Raw genomic sequence first — 14,490 nt, 5'->3', positions numbered from 1 at the left:
GGTGACCAAGGCGGCGCCTTAGGGGCAGAGCTCGGAGTCCTCGAGAACGGCCTCGTGGAACCGCTCGGTCTCCGCGATCCGTTCCGGGGGGAACAGACACATGACGTGATCGACGCCCAGTTTTTCGAGGGCCCGCAGCCGTTCCCGACACGCTGCGGGCGGGCCCGCGACCGCGAAGCGGTCCCCGAGGTACTCCCACACCTCGTCGTTGATGTCCGAGAGCGCGTCGGCCTCCTCGTCGCCGTGTTCCTGCATGTCGTGGGCGTCAACGAGCGAGCGGAGGTCGTCCTGCACCTCGTCGGGCGCCTCCTCGACGGAGAACGTGAAGTTGTGGTAGGCGATCGGTTCGATCACCGGCTTGAGTTTCTCGACCGCTTCCGCTCGCGTTTCCGCGACGCAGGTCGGAGTGAGCGCCACGATCTCGATGTCCTCGAGGGATCGTCCGGCGCGTTTCGCCCCGCGGCGGACGTTCGCCAGCCCGAGTTCCTCGACCGTCTCGGGCTTCGGACCGCCGCCGAAGATGACACCGTCGGCCACCTCGCCGGCCATCCGAAGCGTCTGCGGGCCCTCGGCGGCGACGTAGACCTGCACGTCTCGCCGGCACGACTCGAGGCGGAACGGTTCGCCGCCGAACGTGACCGCCTCGCCGCGGAGCAGTCGTCGGAGCTTCTCGGCGCTCTCAGCCAGCTCGTCGACGGAAGCCGGCCGTCGGCCGATCGAATAGACGGCGCTGTCGCCGGCACCGATTCCGAGAACTGTTCGGCCGTCGGCGGCCTGATCGAGCGAGGCGATCGCGTTCGCCGTCACGGAGGGATGCCGGCTCTTCGGGTTGGTGATACCGGGTGCGAGCGTCAGGTCGTCGGTCGCCCTCGCACACGCCGTGAGCGTGACGTAGAGGTCGGTGTAGAGCTGCTGGGAGTCGATCGCCCAGAGGGCGTCCCAGCCCCAGCGCTCGAGCGCGCGAGCGTACTCGGTGGCGTCGGTGACCGAATCGGTCGCGACGAACCCGCCGGAGTTCATGACTCGTCGGGCTCGTAGCCGTAGACGTCGCGGGCGCGTTCTTCGGTGATCAGCCCCCGCTCGACGTCGACTTCAATGGCCTCCCGGTCGCGGTCCTCGGGGTCGCCGAAGCCGCCCGGGGTCGCGGAGACGAGGGTGAGCGTCTCGCCGGCCTCGAGCACTCCGGGCCCGTTCGGCGGGACCGCTTTGCCGTCCTTCGAGGAGGCAGTGGTCGCTCGCTTACCGGGGCGGCCACCGCGGAAGCCCGCCGGGTCGTCGTCGGCGCGCCCTGAGGTGAGCGCGAAGTAGACCGGTCCGTCCGTCGGATTGTAGTACGATGTCCGCATCGCCGGACCGGACCGGTGTTCCCCCGCGCCCTCGCTGTCGGGGACGAGCGACGTCTCCTCCCAGCGGAGGGGACTGTACCGTTCGAACATCTCGATCGGCGTGTTCTGTCCGTTGTACGGGAAGTAGACGCCGGGGATACCGTCCTTGTCGGTGCTGGGCGGAAGGCCGCCGGCCGTCCCGCCGACGGCGATGAACTCGTCGCCGTTCTCATCGGCGCCCGAAAACGGCGCGAGCTGAATCCCCGCCATCTCGGAGAGCGCCGATTCGGGAACGACCTGCCCCAGCGCACGGATGAGCGCGTCCTCCGCCCGCGAGTAGATGAGGTGTCGCCCCATCGTCGCCGTCGGCCGATCACAGTTGAGGATCGATCCCTCGGGCGCGGTCACCTCGATCGGTCGGAAGAACCCCTCCGCGTTCGGCAGATCGGGGACGAGCATGCACTTCACGATGTACTCGGTGATCGTGACGATGTTTCCGAACGGACAGTTGATCCCGCCCTCGACCTGCGGCGACGTCCCGTCGAAGTCGACTTCGAGAGCGTCGCCGTCGATCGTCACGGCGACGCGGATCTCGAGGTCGTGGTCGGCGACGGTGAACTCGATCGCGTCCTCGTAGGTTCCGTCAGGGAGGTCCGCGAGCCGCTCGCGCAGCGCGCGCTCGGTCCGATCGATGACTTCGGCGGCGACGCGATTGAACGTCTCGGGACCCCGTTCGTCGACGATTTCGCGAATCCGTTCTTCCCCGACCGTGTTCCCCGACCGCAACGCCTCGAGGTCGCCGAGGGCCTGATGGGGGATACGGACGTTGCTCCGGATGATGGCGTCGACCGCGTCGTTTCGCTCGCCAGCCGCGTAGAGCTTCGTCGGCGGGAGCAACAGCCCCTCTTCATAAACCTGTTCGGCATCAGTCGACCAGCCGCCGCGGTTGCCCCCCACGTCGTCCGTGTGTCCGAGACTGCCGACGATACTGACGAGGTCCCCGTTGTGAAAGACCGGATTTAGGACGACCACGTCCGACAGGTGGCCGCCGCCGATCCAGGGGTCGTTCGTGACGATCGTATCGCCCGGTTCCAGCGTCTCCGGCGGGAAGTGGTCCTCGAGGATGAGCCGCGTCGTTCGGGACAGCGCCCCCGAGAGGACGGGAACGGACTGGTCGGAGAGGCCGATCGCATCGCCGTCGGCCGTCATGACCGCCGTGGAGGCGTCGGCACCCTCCCGGATAGAGAAGGAGTACGCCAGCCGCTCGGCGGCGTCGTACATCTCGTCGGCGGTCGCCTGGAGTCTGTTCCACAGCACCTGCGTCTCTAGCCCGGCCGAATCGGTCGTCGCGGTGTCGTCGGTTTCGCTCATAGTTCGATGGTGATGTCGTAGTTGTCAGCCACGCTGACGCTCGAGGCGGGGTCGGCGACCACCGTCGTCTGGTCGGCCTCGACGACCACGGGGCCGTCGATCGTTTGCCCCGCCGCGAGGCCGTCCCAGCGGTAGACGTCGGTCGCGATTGTCCCGTCGTCGGGACCGTAGTAGACGTCGCGGCTGTCCGGTTCGTCGCTCCCGCCCTCGGGAACGGCGAGCTGTGCAGTCTCGGCAGCGGGATCGGATTCGCCGAGTTCGAGCCGGTAGGTGAGCACCTCGACGGGGAACTCCAGGGTCTCGCGATTGAACGTCTCGCGGTAGGTCCGCTCGAACGCCTCGCGGGCGACGTCGGGCGTCACCTCGTCGACGGCGCGGTCCTCAAGGGGGACCTTGATCTCGTGGCCCTGGTCGACGTGGCGCATGTCGAGGCTGAGCGACGCCTCGGTCTCGGCCGGGTCGATGCCGGCCCGCTCGAGGACCGCCGCGGCCTCCTCGCGGAGCGCGTCGAACTGCCGGCGGAAGTCCCCGGGGGTCAGCGTCTCGAGGGCGGCCTGACTGGTCGAGCTGGCCTCGTACATGCGCGGCGCTTCGGTGAGCCCGATCGAGGATCCGACCCCTGCGCCGTACGGGCAGACCACCTCATCGATGTCGAGCTTGCGGGCGACGCGGAACGCGTGCGAGGGGCCCGCGCCGCCGAGCGCCGTCATCGAGAGCCCGCGGGTGTCGATCCCGCGGGAAGCGCCGTACCGGCGAAACGCCGTGGCCATGTTCTCGTTGACGACCTCGAACACGCGCCATGCGGCCTCGGTCACCGAGACCTCGAGCGGAGCGGCGAGTTCCGCGTCGAAGATCGACTCGGTCCGCTCGGCCGCCAACTCCATCCGTCCGCCGTAGAAGTTCTCGGGGTTGAGGTAGCCGAGCAGGAGCGAGGCGTCGGTCACCGTCGGCTCCTCACCGCCCTGATTGTAGCAGATCGGCCCGGGGTCGGAGCCGGCCGACTCGGGACCAACCTCCACGAGGCCGACGTCGTTCACGGAGGCGATCGACCCTCCGCCGGCACCGATCTCGGTAAGGTCAATGAGCGGCGAGACGAGGTCGTAGCCGCTCCCCTCCTTGAACCGGTGGACGCGAGCAACGTCGGCGGTGTACTTCATCCGGACATCGCCGTCCTCGACGACCGACCCCTTCGCAGTGGTGCCGCCCATGTCGAAGGAGAACACGTCGTCGTTGCCGTGGTTCTGGCCGAAGATGCGCGAGGCGAGGACGCCCGCCGCCGGTCCGGACTCAACGAGCCGGACCGGCTCCGCCTTCGCCGTCCGGACGTCGACGATCCCGCCCGACGAGGTCATCATGTAGACCTCGCCCGCGAACCCCTCCGATTCCAGCTCCGAGCGGAGGAACTCGAGGTAGTCGGCCACCACGGGCGCGACGTAGGCGTTGATGACGGTGGTCGACGTCCGCTCGTATTCCCTGATGACGGGAACGACCGACGACGACAGCGAGACGTTCAGGTCGGGGTACTCGTCCTCGATAACACCCGCAACCATCTGCTCGTGTTCGTCCGACTCGTAGGAGTGCAGCAGCGAGACGGCGACGGAGTCGACGTTGTGATCCTCGACCAGCGTCCGGGTCCGTTCGCGGATCTCCTCGCGGTCGAGCGGTTCGACGACCTCGCCCGCGTCGTTCAGGCGTTCATTCAACTCGAGGCGGCGCTGGCGGGGCACCAGCGGGTCGGGGTACTCCATCTCCCAGTCGAACATGTCATACCGCGAGCCGCGCCGTAACTCGAGCGTATCGCGGATTCCCTCGGTCGTCAGTAGCCCCGTTGTCGCGCCGGTGCCTTCGATGAGCGTGTTCGAGACCAGCGTCGTCCCGTGGATGACGGTGTCGAGGTCGTCGAATGCGACGCCGTTCTCCTCGAGGATTCGACGGGCACCCGTCAACGCTCCTTCTGCCGGATTGGCCGGCGTCGTCGGCTCCTTGTCGACGGTGACGTTCCCGGACTCCCGATCGACCAGCGTGAAGTCCGTGAAGGTACCGCCGATATCCATGCCAAGTGTGTACATATGCCGTACACCTCCGGAATACACACCCGATTTTATATACGTTACGGTACGTCAAGCGTTCCCACTGGCTATCCAGACAAGACGCTATCGGCCGCATCCGGGGTCGCGTCTGCTGCCGGACGCGTCGGTCACCGAAACGGTGCCATCGGCCGGCTACGTCCCCGGTCGCTCCGTGCTCCCCGCGACTCCGTGGATCAGTCGCTGTCGCGGCCGAGCATCGCTAGCTGGCTGTCGACCCGGACGCGGAGGAACTCGTAGAGCGGTGCTCGCGCGTCGCGCGCGTTACTCCCGGCGAGTTCCTCGTTGATCGTCTCGAGGACATCGTTGCACGTCTCGATGAGCACCGATTCGAGCTCGGTGGTATCGCCGGTCTGTGCCTCGGCGATCCGTTCCCGCCCTCGTTCGGCCGCTTCGCTGACGGCCAGATCATCGCAGTTCCGGGTGACCGTTTCCAGACCGTCGACGAGTGCCTGCCGCTGTCGGATCGTCATCTCGCGCTTGAGACGGAGTTCGCTGGCGAGATAGGACAGCGTGCTCGACATCGAACCGACTTGTCCGTCGATAAATTCGTCGTCGATCTCCGCCCGGACATCCTCCTGCAGGAACGTTGAAAAACGCTCCAGTACGCGTTCCGGATTCAGGTGTGGCATTATCACCCAATGACTTTGGGCAAACAAAAAGGTGTTTCGACTGATCGAACACGTCGACGGCAGCACAGAGAGTCGCCGGGATGTCTCGGCACGGAGTCCGCCCGTGGCTACGCGGACCCACACCTGGTCCGCGAGGTTCGTTGCGAGCGGCTGGTAACCGGCTTCTCACGGCCGACGGGCGTGCGATCGCCTCCGTTTCCCAGTATGCATAAATAGTGGTGTGTGGTATCTATTGTCGGTATGAAGGTAGGAACTGGACTGTTTCCACAGTCGGTCGACCACGCCGTGGCATTCGCCGAGTTCCTGGAAACCGAGACGGGGTACGAGAAACTCTGGATGACGGATTCCCACCAGCTCTACGTGGACACGTACGTCGCGCTGGCCTGCTGTGCCCGGGCGACGCAGGACCTCGAGCTCGGAACGGGTGTAACGAACCCAGTGACTCGGCATCCGACGGTAACGGCGAACGCGATCAGTTCCGTGAGCCGGATCGCCGGGGGGGCCACGACTCTCGGAATCGGCGCCGGCGACAGCGCCGTTTACTCGATCGGGCGGACGCCCGCGACCGTCGAAGAGTTGCGGGAGACGGCGGTCACGATCGAGCGGCTCCTCGACGGGGAAACGATCGACTTCGACGGGGAACCGTTCCAGTTGGCACAGCGTAACGACGCCGTCCGCGTCGACATCGCCGCCGAGGGCCCGCAGACGCTCCGGATGGCCGGCGAGGTGGCAGACGGCGTCATCTTCGGCGCGGGAACGGAACCGGATCTCGTCGAACGGGGCCTCGAGCACGTCGAGCGGGGTACGGAACGCGCCGGGCGCTCGCTCGACGACGTCACGATCACGCTCCTCGCCCCGTCGTGCGTCGACGAATCGCGGTCGGCTGCCGTCGAGAAATTGCTGGATATCCTAGAGCCCATCGCGTATCACAACTTCAGCTTCTCCGTCGACGATGCCCCGGCGGAATTGCGAGCCGAACTCCGAGAGCTCGTCGACCGGCACGACATGCGCGAACACGGGCAGGCCGACGCCGAACCGACGGCGGAGATCTCGCCCGCGGTGCGCGAATACCTCGGCGACCGGTTCGCCGTGGCCGGGACGCCCGCGGAGTGTCGACGCCGACTCGAACGACTCGCCGGTCTCGGTATCGACGAGCTACTGATCGGCTCGCCGGTCGAGGAGCAACGGGCGGAACTCGTTCGATTCGAGGAGACCGTGATAGAGCCGCTCGCCGTATGACGGCTTCGTCCCACGGCTACCGCCGTGGGCGGTCGCCCGTACTTCCGGAACGCGGCAACCGGTCGTGGAGTTCCGGATTCCTCCCGTCACTCCCTCAGCGACTCGACGTCGATCTCGAGGTCGTGGAGGATCGGCTCGTCCGCGGGGACGACCTCGTAGTCGAGTAGGACGGCACAGCCGGGACAGAAAAACTGGCGGAACTCGATGTCCGGATCGCGGTCGTAGATCTTTTCAGGCGGCGTAAAGACGGGTCCGGCGTCGGTGATCGGACCGGTTCGTATCGCCGCGTGTTCCTTGTAGTTGGCGTCTGCGTCACAGATCTCTTCGCCACACTTGCGGCAGGCGATCGTTCGCGCATCCGGGTCAAGTTCGAGGTATTCGTGGATTTCGGTCGTCATCACTGCTCACCTCCGATGGTGCTTTCGGCGAGCCGTCGTTCGCGTATCTCGGAGCGTCGGGCCTCGGTCGCGTCGTCGAGGACGGCGACCTCGTCGCCGTCGCGTTCGACGACGACACCGTAGATATCGTTTGCCGCCGCTTCGGTGACGAGCCCCCGTTCGATGTCGTCGGCGACCCGTTCCGGATCGCGTTCGATCGGATCGCCGTACCCGGGCGTCCCCCCGTTACGGATGACGCTCACGTCGTCGGGGCGCTGCACGTCGTGTGCCTTCGAGTGTAACCGTTCGAAGTCGCCCTCGAGCTCGGTGAGGTCCTGCGTGACCTCTCGCTCGGCGAACCGTTCCTCGACGTCGGAATCGTGTACGACGTCGAATCGTCCGTTGCCGCCGGGGTAGCCCGAGATGCCCTTCGAGAGCGGAGCGAGAACGCCGGACGCCGCGAAGACGTTCTCGATCCGTTCCGTCTTGTGGGGTTTCCAGCAGTAATCCATCCCGGCCCCGCCACGGCGTTCACCGGGACCGCCCGTGTCCGGGACCTCGCTCCGGTAGAGATACAGGATCGGGTAATCCTGTTCGTTGTGCTCCATGTTCGGGATCGGGGCTTTCGGCGCCCAGTACTGGCCGCCCGTATCGACGCCGTCGCGATGTGGCGCCGCACCGATACCGCCGGACATGCAGTCGAGGTTCATCGTTCCGAACTCCTCTCCCCACTGATCGATCCCCGCCTGAGCGACGGCGCCGCCCCCCGCGTTTTGGCCCGTGATGATATTCCGTTTCAGGTTCTCCGAGGCCGCCAGCATGCGATTGACCGCGTTATTGACGAGGTGGATGACGAACGGTACCGAGACCGTCCCACCGTTGCTCGTTCCCGAGGGCCATTGAGCGTGGGTCATCGTCCCTGGCGTTGTCTCGATCTCGATGTGGCGAAGCGGTCCGCCGGAAACCCACATGGCGTCGGACATCATGAACGGGTTGAGGACGCTCATGATCGCGGTCCGGAAGCCGGCGTAGGTACAGTTAATCGCGTCCTTGTCCGGTGCCGTGTTCTCGTTCGTGAACGTGAGCGTATCTCCCTCCTTCTGTATCTGTATCTCCCCGCGGTAGATACCCGTATCACCGGTCTTCGATCCGTCCATGTACGCGCGACCCCGATAGGTTCCGTCGGGGATCTGCTCGAGTTTCCGGACGAATTTCTGCTCGGCGTCGTCGAGAACTTCGTGCATGACCCCCTTTACCGTCTCGGCGCCGTACTCGTCGATGGTGTCGTTGATCCGTTCGCGTGCGACGTTGACGCCGGCGACTTGGGCGTTGAAGTCCAGTCCCACCATCTGGGGCAGGCGGGAGTGGCGGAGGTACATCTGCCGGAGGTCTTCGCGGACCTCGCCGCCCTCGACGACTTTGATCGGCGGGATGGGAACCGGTTCCTCGAAGACGTTGCTGGCGCCGGGACAGAAGCTTCCGGCGTTGCTGCCACCGATATCGTACTGATGGAGCGTGTTGACGACCCAACAGAACAGCTCCCCCTCGCGGAACACCGGCGCGAGGAAGAACACGTCCGGTTGGTGCGTACTTCCGACCCAGGTGTCGTTCGAAATGAAGACGTCGCCCGGTTCGATACCCGGGTTCCCGCTTCGGTTTTCCAGAATCCACTTGGCCTGGAGTTCGGCGATCGGGGAGAAGAACTGGATGTACGGGCCCTGAAACACGACCTCGCCGGTCGCGGTCAGGATCGTCGGGTTGAAGTCCTGCGCGAAGTACGCGACCGGCGACCCCGAGACGTTCTCCAGGGTCGCCCCGTGTTCCTCGTTGATGCTGTACAGCCTGTGTCGGAGCACTTCGTAGGTGACCGGATCGACGTCCGTCTCGTAGGCGGTGTGTAACGACAGCTGGGGGTGGATATCGATCGGATCTTCCGGGATGTACCCCTGGACGAAGTCCTCCCAGATGTCCGAACCCGTGTGTTCCGTGCTCGTGTCGATCTCCTCTCGTCCGCGATTTTCGATCGGCATGCTCATTCACCTCCGATGTCGATGACGTAATTGTCGTACTGGTCGATCTCGCAGTCGTCTTCCGGCGGAATCGCAACTGTGGTGTGGTTCATCCTGACGATCGCCGGTCCGTCGACGGTCATCCCCGGCCCGAGCTCGGTTCCCTCGTAGACCTCGGTCGCGAGCCGGCGGCCCTCGCTGGGCCAAAGCACGTCCGTTTCGGTCTTCGGAATCGCCTCACCCTCGGACGACTCCCGCTCGAGGTTCGGCTTCGTCGTCCGGCCGGAGACGTCACATCGGATCGTGACCATCTCGAAGCCCGATTCGGTGTATCCCGCGCCCTCGCCGTAGAGGTCCTCGTACTTTCGTTCGAACCGATCGACGACGGCGTCCATGTCCGACTCGTCTAACCGCCCGTTCGGGACCGGAACGCTCACCTGATGGACCTGCGCCTGATAGCGGAGATCGGCGTACCGCTCGACGTCGATCTCGTCGGATTCGAACCCCTCGGCACGGAGTCGATCGGTGAGGTCGTCTTCGATGGCCCGGAACGAGTCGGTCACTGCCGCGGGATCGAACGGTGCCGTCGTGATGTTCGATACCTCCTGTCGGTACAGGAAGTCGGACGACGAGACGCCCAGTGCCGACCAGACCGACGACGTATCGCCGCTCGGCACGACGACGGTGTCGACGTCGAGCTGGGGAGCGATCGCGGGAACGTGAAGCGGACCGGCCCCGCCGTACGCATAGAGGATGAACTTCCGCGGATCGTGGCCACGGTTGATCGTTCGCTGTCGAATCGAGTCGGCCATCTTCGCGGTCACGATCTCGAAGACGCCGCTCGCAACCTCCTCGGGCGACATACCGAGTTCGTCCCCGATTGCGGACATGGCGTCACGCGCTTTCGATTCGTCGAGGTGCTGTCGACCGCCGAGGAAGTGATCGGGGTCGAGAAACCCAAGCAGCAGGTCCGCGTCCGTCACGGTCGGATCGGTGCCGCCCCGACCGTAACAGGCCGGGCCGGGATCCGCACCGGCGCTCTCCGGGCCGACTTGCAGTCGGCCCGTATCCGCGTCGACTTGGGCGATAGAGCCGCCGCCGCTCCCGATGGAATCAACGTCGACGTTTCGGATCATGTACTCGTACTGGTTGATGACGTTGTTCGGCTGCGTAATCGGTTCCCCGTCGGTGAGGAGTCCGATATCGAAACTCGTCCCGCCCATGTCCGCGGCGATGATGTTCTCGTGTTCGAGTCGCTCGGAGAGGTAGCGACAGCCGATAATCCCGGCCGCCGGCCCCGAGTCGATCGTCTTGACCGGTTCGCGAACCGCGTCCTCGGCGGACATCACTCCGCCGCCGGACTGCATGACCAGCAACGTCCCGTCGTAGCCGCGCTCGCCGAGGCCGTCGTTGATCCGGTCGATGTACTCCGACGTCGAGGGACCGATGTAGGCGTTTATCGCCGTCGCCGTCGTGCGCTCGTATTCGCCCCACTTGGGGATGAGATCGCTCGCCCGTGTCAGGAACGTCCCGTCCGGGAGTTCCTCCTCGAGGATCTCCTCGATCCGGACCTCGTGACTATCGTTCAGGAACGACCAGAGCAAGTTGACGGCGACCGCATCGACCTCGTTCCGAGCGAGTTCCCGAGCCACGTTTCGGACGCGCTCCTCGTTGAGGTCGACGACCTCGTCACCCATGCAGTCGACGCGTTCGTCCACGCCGTACACCCGTTTTCGCTCTACGATCGGGTCGGGCTTGCTCGCGTCACGGAAGCTCAACACGTCTTCGATGCTCTGCCCTTTACTCACCGCGGCACCGCCGCGCATGACGAACATGACGTCCTCGGCTCCGCGGGTCGTCACGAGCGCCGCGTCGACGCCTTCCCCTTCGATGATCGCGTTCGTTCCGACCGTCGTCCCGTGTGAGACGACCTCGGTCCGTTCGAGCAGTTCGTCGAGCGCGAGATCCCGTTTCGCGGCCCCTTGCTCGAGTGCGTTGAAGAATCCCCGCGAGAAGTCGTCCGGCGTCGACGACACCTTCGCCTCCGTAACGGAGCCGTGCTGATCGATGACGACGGCATCAGTGTGTGTCCCGCCTATGTCAACGTTACACAAATACGCCATACGCGTAGCGCTCAACACCGCCGTATAAGGAGATAATTAAAAATATATTATGTATGATTAGTTAATACATTCGAGTATCGCTGCGGTATCTCGACGGGAGGCGACGATTCGTCCCTTGCTTACGGACGACGAACCGCCACGAGGCGAAGGAACTGCTGCTCTCGGGTAAGACCGTCGGCGCGCAGCGAGCGGCGGAGCAAGCGCGGTCAATCGCACCGCGCCGACCGAGAGGTTCGACCCGGCGCTCGAGTACAGGAACGAACGCGACAAAGGCTCGAGACCGCCAGACTGACGGGCGCAGTTACCAGCCGGTCCGGTGACCGCGTACGTCGCACCGCCGACTACGCTTCGGCCTCGTCGCGGAGCTTGTACTTCTGGATCTTCCCGCTCGGGTTCTTGGGGAGGTCGTCGCGGAACTCGTACCGCCGCGGTCGCTTGAACGCGGCGAGGCCGTCGTGCTCCCGGCAGAACTCGTCGAGGTCGTCCACGGTCAGGTCACCGTCCGGAACGACGTGTGCGACGACCCGTTCGCCCCACTCCTCGTCTTCCTCCCCGACCACGGCGACTTCGGCGACGCCGTCATGCTCGTAGAGGACGTTTTCGACTTCGGTCGGATAGATGTTCTCGCCGCCGCTGATGATCATGTCATCGATCCTGTCGACCAGAAAGAGGTAGCCGTCCTCGTTGAGATAGCCCGCGTCGCCCGTGAAGAACCAGCCGTCGCGGATCGCGTCCGCGGTCTTCTCCGGCCGGTTCCAGTACTCCTGCATCATCGGTGGCCCCTGCAGGATGATCTCTCCAGTCTCCCCGGTATCGACGGTGTCCTCCGGCGTGACAGGATCGTTCGGATTCTCGTTCTCGGTCGGTTTGACGATCCGGACCTCGTGGTTCGGCGCGGCCCGCCCAACGCTCTCGAGGTGTTCCCGCACCTCGAAGGGGAGGATGAACGTCGCGCACGGCCCCATCTCCGTCATCCCGTAGGCGGTCGCGTAGTCCTCAGTGAACCTCTCGATGCACTCCTCGAGCAGCGACGGCGGCATCGGGGCGGCGCCGTAGACGCCGAGTTCGAGCGACGAGCCGTCGAACGACGACATCGTCGTCGATTCCTCGAGCAGCTGTCCCCAGATCCGCGAGGCGACGAAGAGGTGGGTCGCGCGCTCCTCGTCGACGACCTCGAGGGCGCGTCGCGGGTCGAAGTCGTGGAGGATGACCGATGTCGCGCCGAGGTTGACCCGGGTGAGCAGCCCGCAGTTGAGTTCGGCGTTGTGATACAGCGGCATCGCGGAGACCCCGATATCCGTAAAATCGAGCCCCATCCGACCGGCATAGAGCATGTTGTGATAGGTCGCGTCCCGGTGGGAGTGGACGACCCCCTTCGGCCGGCCCGTCGTCCCGCTGGTATACATGATCGCGTACTGGTCCGTCGACACCACGTCGACAGCCGGCGGTGCGGCCGACGCTCCCTCGAGCAGGTCGTGGAACCCGGCGGCGTACTCGGGCGTACGTTCGACGTCGTCGTCAACGTAAACGTACTCCTCGATCGTCCCGAACTCGTCGTGGCCGCGCTCGACCGTGTCTCGCGTCGCCTCCTCGAAGATCAGTACCGTCGACCCAGAGTCGTCGAGGATGTAGCCGACCTCGCTGGGCGCGAGGCGATAGTTCACGGGATTGAAGACGGCGCCGACCCGCAGGAGGCCGAACAGCGCGATAGCGAACTCCGCGGAGTTGTGAAGCAACAGCGAGACGCGGTCGCCGGGTTCGACGCCGCGCTCCCGGAGCGCGTTCGCGAACCGAGTCGCTCTCTCGTCGAGTTCGGTGTAGGTCAGACGGACGTCCTTTCGGGGGTAGACGATCGCTTCCCGATCCGGGTACTTCCGCGTCGTCCGTGACAGCGTCTCCGGTAATGTGGGAAGATAACCCATACCCCACTCTTTCCGGGATCAGTGTGTTAGCTCTTTCGTCCGTGACCGGCCGACCGGCACGGATTTCATTAGAGCGACCGCTATCTGTTCCGGCGAACGTGGGCACGAACGCCAGCCGCTCGAGTCACGTTACGGTATCGCGACCAAACCGGCGCGCTAGAACGGCTCGGGCCGCCATCCCGTCGGTGTCTCGAGCGACGATTTTTCGGTGCGATCTTGGACCTGGGTTGCGCCGGTAACGACGATTGCAGCCCGTATGAGCCGTCCGATTGCGGCCGCGACACACGTAGATTTACGTTTCCGACCGTGGTATGAGTACTCGAAACAATGGACGCCGTATACCTACACGGGCCGGGAGATCTCCGCGTCGACGACGTCGATCGACACCCCGTCTCGGCGGGAACGGTCGCGGTCGACATCGAATACACGGGGATCTGTGGCTCCGATCTGCACGAGTACGAGGTCGGTCCCGTTCCGATCCGGGCCGAAACGATCGATCACTCGATTCCGGAGTCGGACTGGGACGAATACTTGCCGAAGCCGATGGGCCACGAGATCGCCGGCACCGTTTCGGAGGTCGGTGACAACGTCGACGACGTCGGCGTCGGTGATCGGGTCACGCTAAACATGGTCATCGCCTGCGACGACTGTCGCTACTGTGCGACCGGCAAGTACCACCTCTGCGAACAGGGGGACGGCGGCGTCGTCGCCAGCCGCGGATTCGCGGATCGGACCGTCGTTCCGGCCTCGATGGCGGTCCCCGTTCCGGACGAGGTGTCGCTTCGCCACGCCGCGCTCGCGGAACCCCTCGGCGTCTCGCTTCGAGGCGTCCGTCGATCGAGCCTCGAGCCGACCGATCGCATCGCGGTGTTCGGCGCCGGGCCGATCGGTCTCGGCGTGGTCGCTGGCGCCGCTGCGGCCGGTGCCCGCGAAATTTGCGTCAGCGAACCGCGGGCGGCCCGTCGAGAAGCCGCGGCGGCGCTCGGGGCTGACGTCGTCATCGATCCGACCGTTGACGATGCCGTCGAGGAGATTCGGCGGGAAACCGACCGCGTGGACGTCTCGTTCGAGTGCGCCGGAACGGCCGCGACACTTACGGACGCGCTCCGGAGTACCGCGTACGGGGAACGGGTCGTCGTCCTCAGCGTCTTCGAAGAGGAAGTTCCGATCCATCCCAACGACATCATGCAGGCAGAACGGGAACTCGTCGGCTCGTTCGGTTTCCAGGGCGGACCCCTCGTTCCGCGGTCCGAGTTCGCGACCGCGCTGGACTACTTGGCCGACGGGCGCATCGATCCCGAACCGATGCTCACTGGGACCGTTCCGCTCGAGGAAACCGAAGCGACGTTCGAACGCCTCGGCGATCCCGATAGCGACCTGATCAAAGTACTCGTCGAGCCCTGAC

The 14,490-nt window shown here is 65.3% G+C and carries 10 protein-coding genes; 2 read left to right on the top strand and 8 right to left on the bottom strand.

Annotated features, from left to right (window positions below; genetic code table 11):
• Window positions 1-18: 18 nt before the first annotated feature.
• The 4 genes from CP556_RS17380 to CP556_RS17365 all read right to left on the bottom strand — a co-directional run bounded on the left by CP556_RS17380 (window position 19) and on the right by CP556_RS17365 (window position 5,415).
• Window positions 19-1,020, bottom strand: coding sequence for an LLM class flavin-dependent oxidoreductase (locus tag CP556_RS17380; RefSeq protein ID WP_098726756.1), 1,002 nt, complete (start codon window positions 1,018-1,020; stop codon window positions 19-21).
• Complete coding sequence (locus CP556_RS17375) at window positions 1,017-2,696, bottom strand: hydantoinase B/oxoprolinase family protein (RefSeq protein ID WP_098726755.1); 1,680 nt, start codon at window positions 2,694-2,696, stop codon at window positions 1,017-1,019. Before CP556_RS17375 ends, CP556_RS17380 begins: the two co-directional genes overlap by 4 nt.
• Window positions 2,693-4,765, bottom strand: a complete 2,073-nt coding sequence (locus tag CP556_RS17370; protein WP_098726754.1) for a hydantoinase/oxoprolinase family protein — start codon at window positions 4,763-4,765, stop codon at window positions 2,693-2,695. The genes CP556_RS17375 and CP556_RS17370 overlap by 4 nt, the downstream gene beginning before the upstream one ends.
• 194 nt (window positions 4,766-4,959) lie before the next feature.
• Complete coding sequence (locus CP556_RS17365) at window positions 4,960-5,415, bottom strand: hypothetical protein (RefSeq protein ID WP_098726753.1); 456 nt, start codon at window positions 5,413-5,415, stop codon at window positions 4,960-4,962.
• A 240-nt stretch (window positions 5,416-5,655) separates the two neighbouring features.
• Between CP556_RS17365 and CP556_RS17360 the strand changes: the two genes are divergently transcribed.
• Entirely contained in the window at window positions 5,656-6,654 is a 999-nt protein-coding gene (locus CP556_RS17360) for an LLM class flavin-dependent oxidoreductase (RefSeq protein ID WP_098726752.1), read from the top strand.
• A gap of 86 nt (window positions 6,655-6,740) precedes the next feature.
• On the opposite strand, the gene CP556_RS17355 is transcribed toward CP556_RS17360, so the two are convergent.
• From CP556_RS17355 to CP556_RS17340, 4 genes are all read right to left on the bottom strand, one after another.
• Window positions 6,741-7,052 carry an acetone carboxylase subunit gamma gene (locus CP556_RS17355; protein WP_098726751.1) on the bottom strand — a complete coding sequence of 104 codons (312 nt, stop codon included), beginning with the start codon at window positions 7,050-7,052 and terminating at the stop codon, window positions 6,741-6,743.
• Window positions 7,052-9,061 (bottom strand): hydantoinase B/oxoprolinase family protein, encoded by a 2,010-nt coding sequence (locus tag CP556_RS17350; RefSeq protein ID WP_176548226.1) that lies wholly within the window; start codon window positions 9,059-9,061, stop codon window positions 7,052-7,054. Before CP556_RS17350 ends, CP556_RS17355 begins: the two co-directional genes overlap by 1 nt.
• A gap of 2 nt (window positions 9,062-9,063) precedes the next feature.
• Window positions 9,064-11,163, bottom strand: coding sequence for a hydantoinase/oxoprolinase family protein (locus CP556_RS17345; protein ID WP_098726749.1), 2,100 nt, complete (start codon window positions 11,161-11,163; stop codon window positions 9,064-9,066).
• A 341-nt stretch (window positions 11,164-11,504) separates the two neighbouring features.
• Complete coding sequence (locus CP556_RS17340; RefSeq protein WP_098726748.1) at window positions 11,505-13,085, bottom strand: long-chain-fatty-acid--CoA ligase; 1,581 nt, start codon at window positions 13,083-13,085, stop codon at window positions 11,505-11,507.
• Window positions 13,086-13,412: 327 nt separating this feature from the next.
• Here CP556_RS17340 and CP556_RS17335 point away from each other — a divergent pair, with 327 nt between their 5' ends.
• A complete protein-coding gene (locus CP556_RS17335) occupies window positions 13,413-14,489 on the top strand; it encodes a zinc-binding dehydrogenase (protein ID WP_098726747.1) in 1,077 nt (358 codons plus the stop codon).
• The last annotated feature ends 1 nt before the right edge of the window (window position 14,490 follow it).

This window comes from Natrinema sp. CBA1119 (genome assembly GCF_002572525.1).
Classification (GTDB): domain Archaea; phylum Halobacteriota; class Halobacteria; order Halobacteriales; family Natrialbaceae; genus Natrinema.
This window is presented reverse-complemented; position numbering and strand designations above follow the sequence as displayed.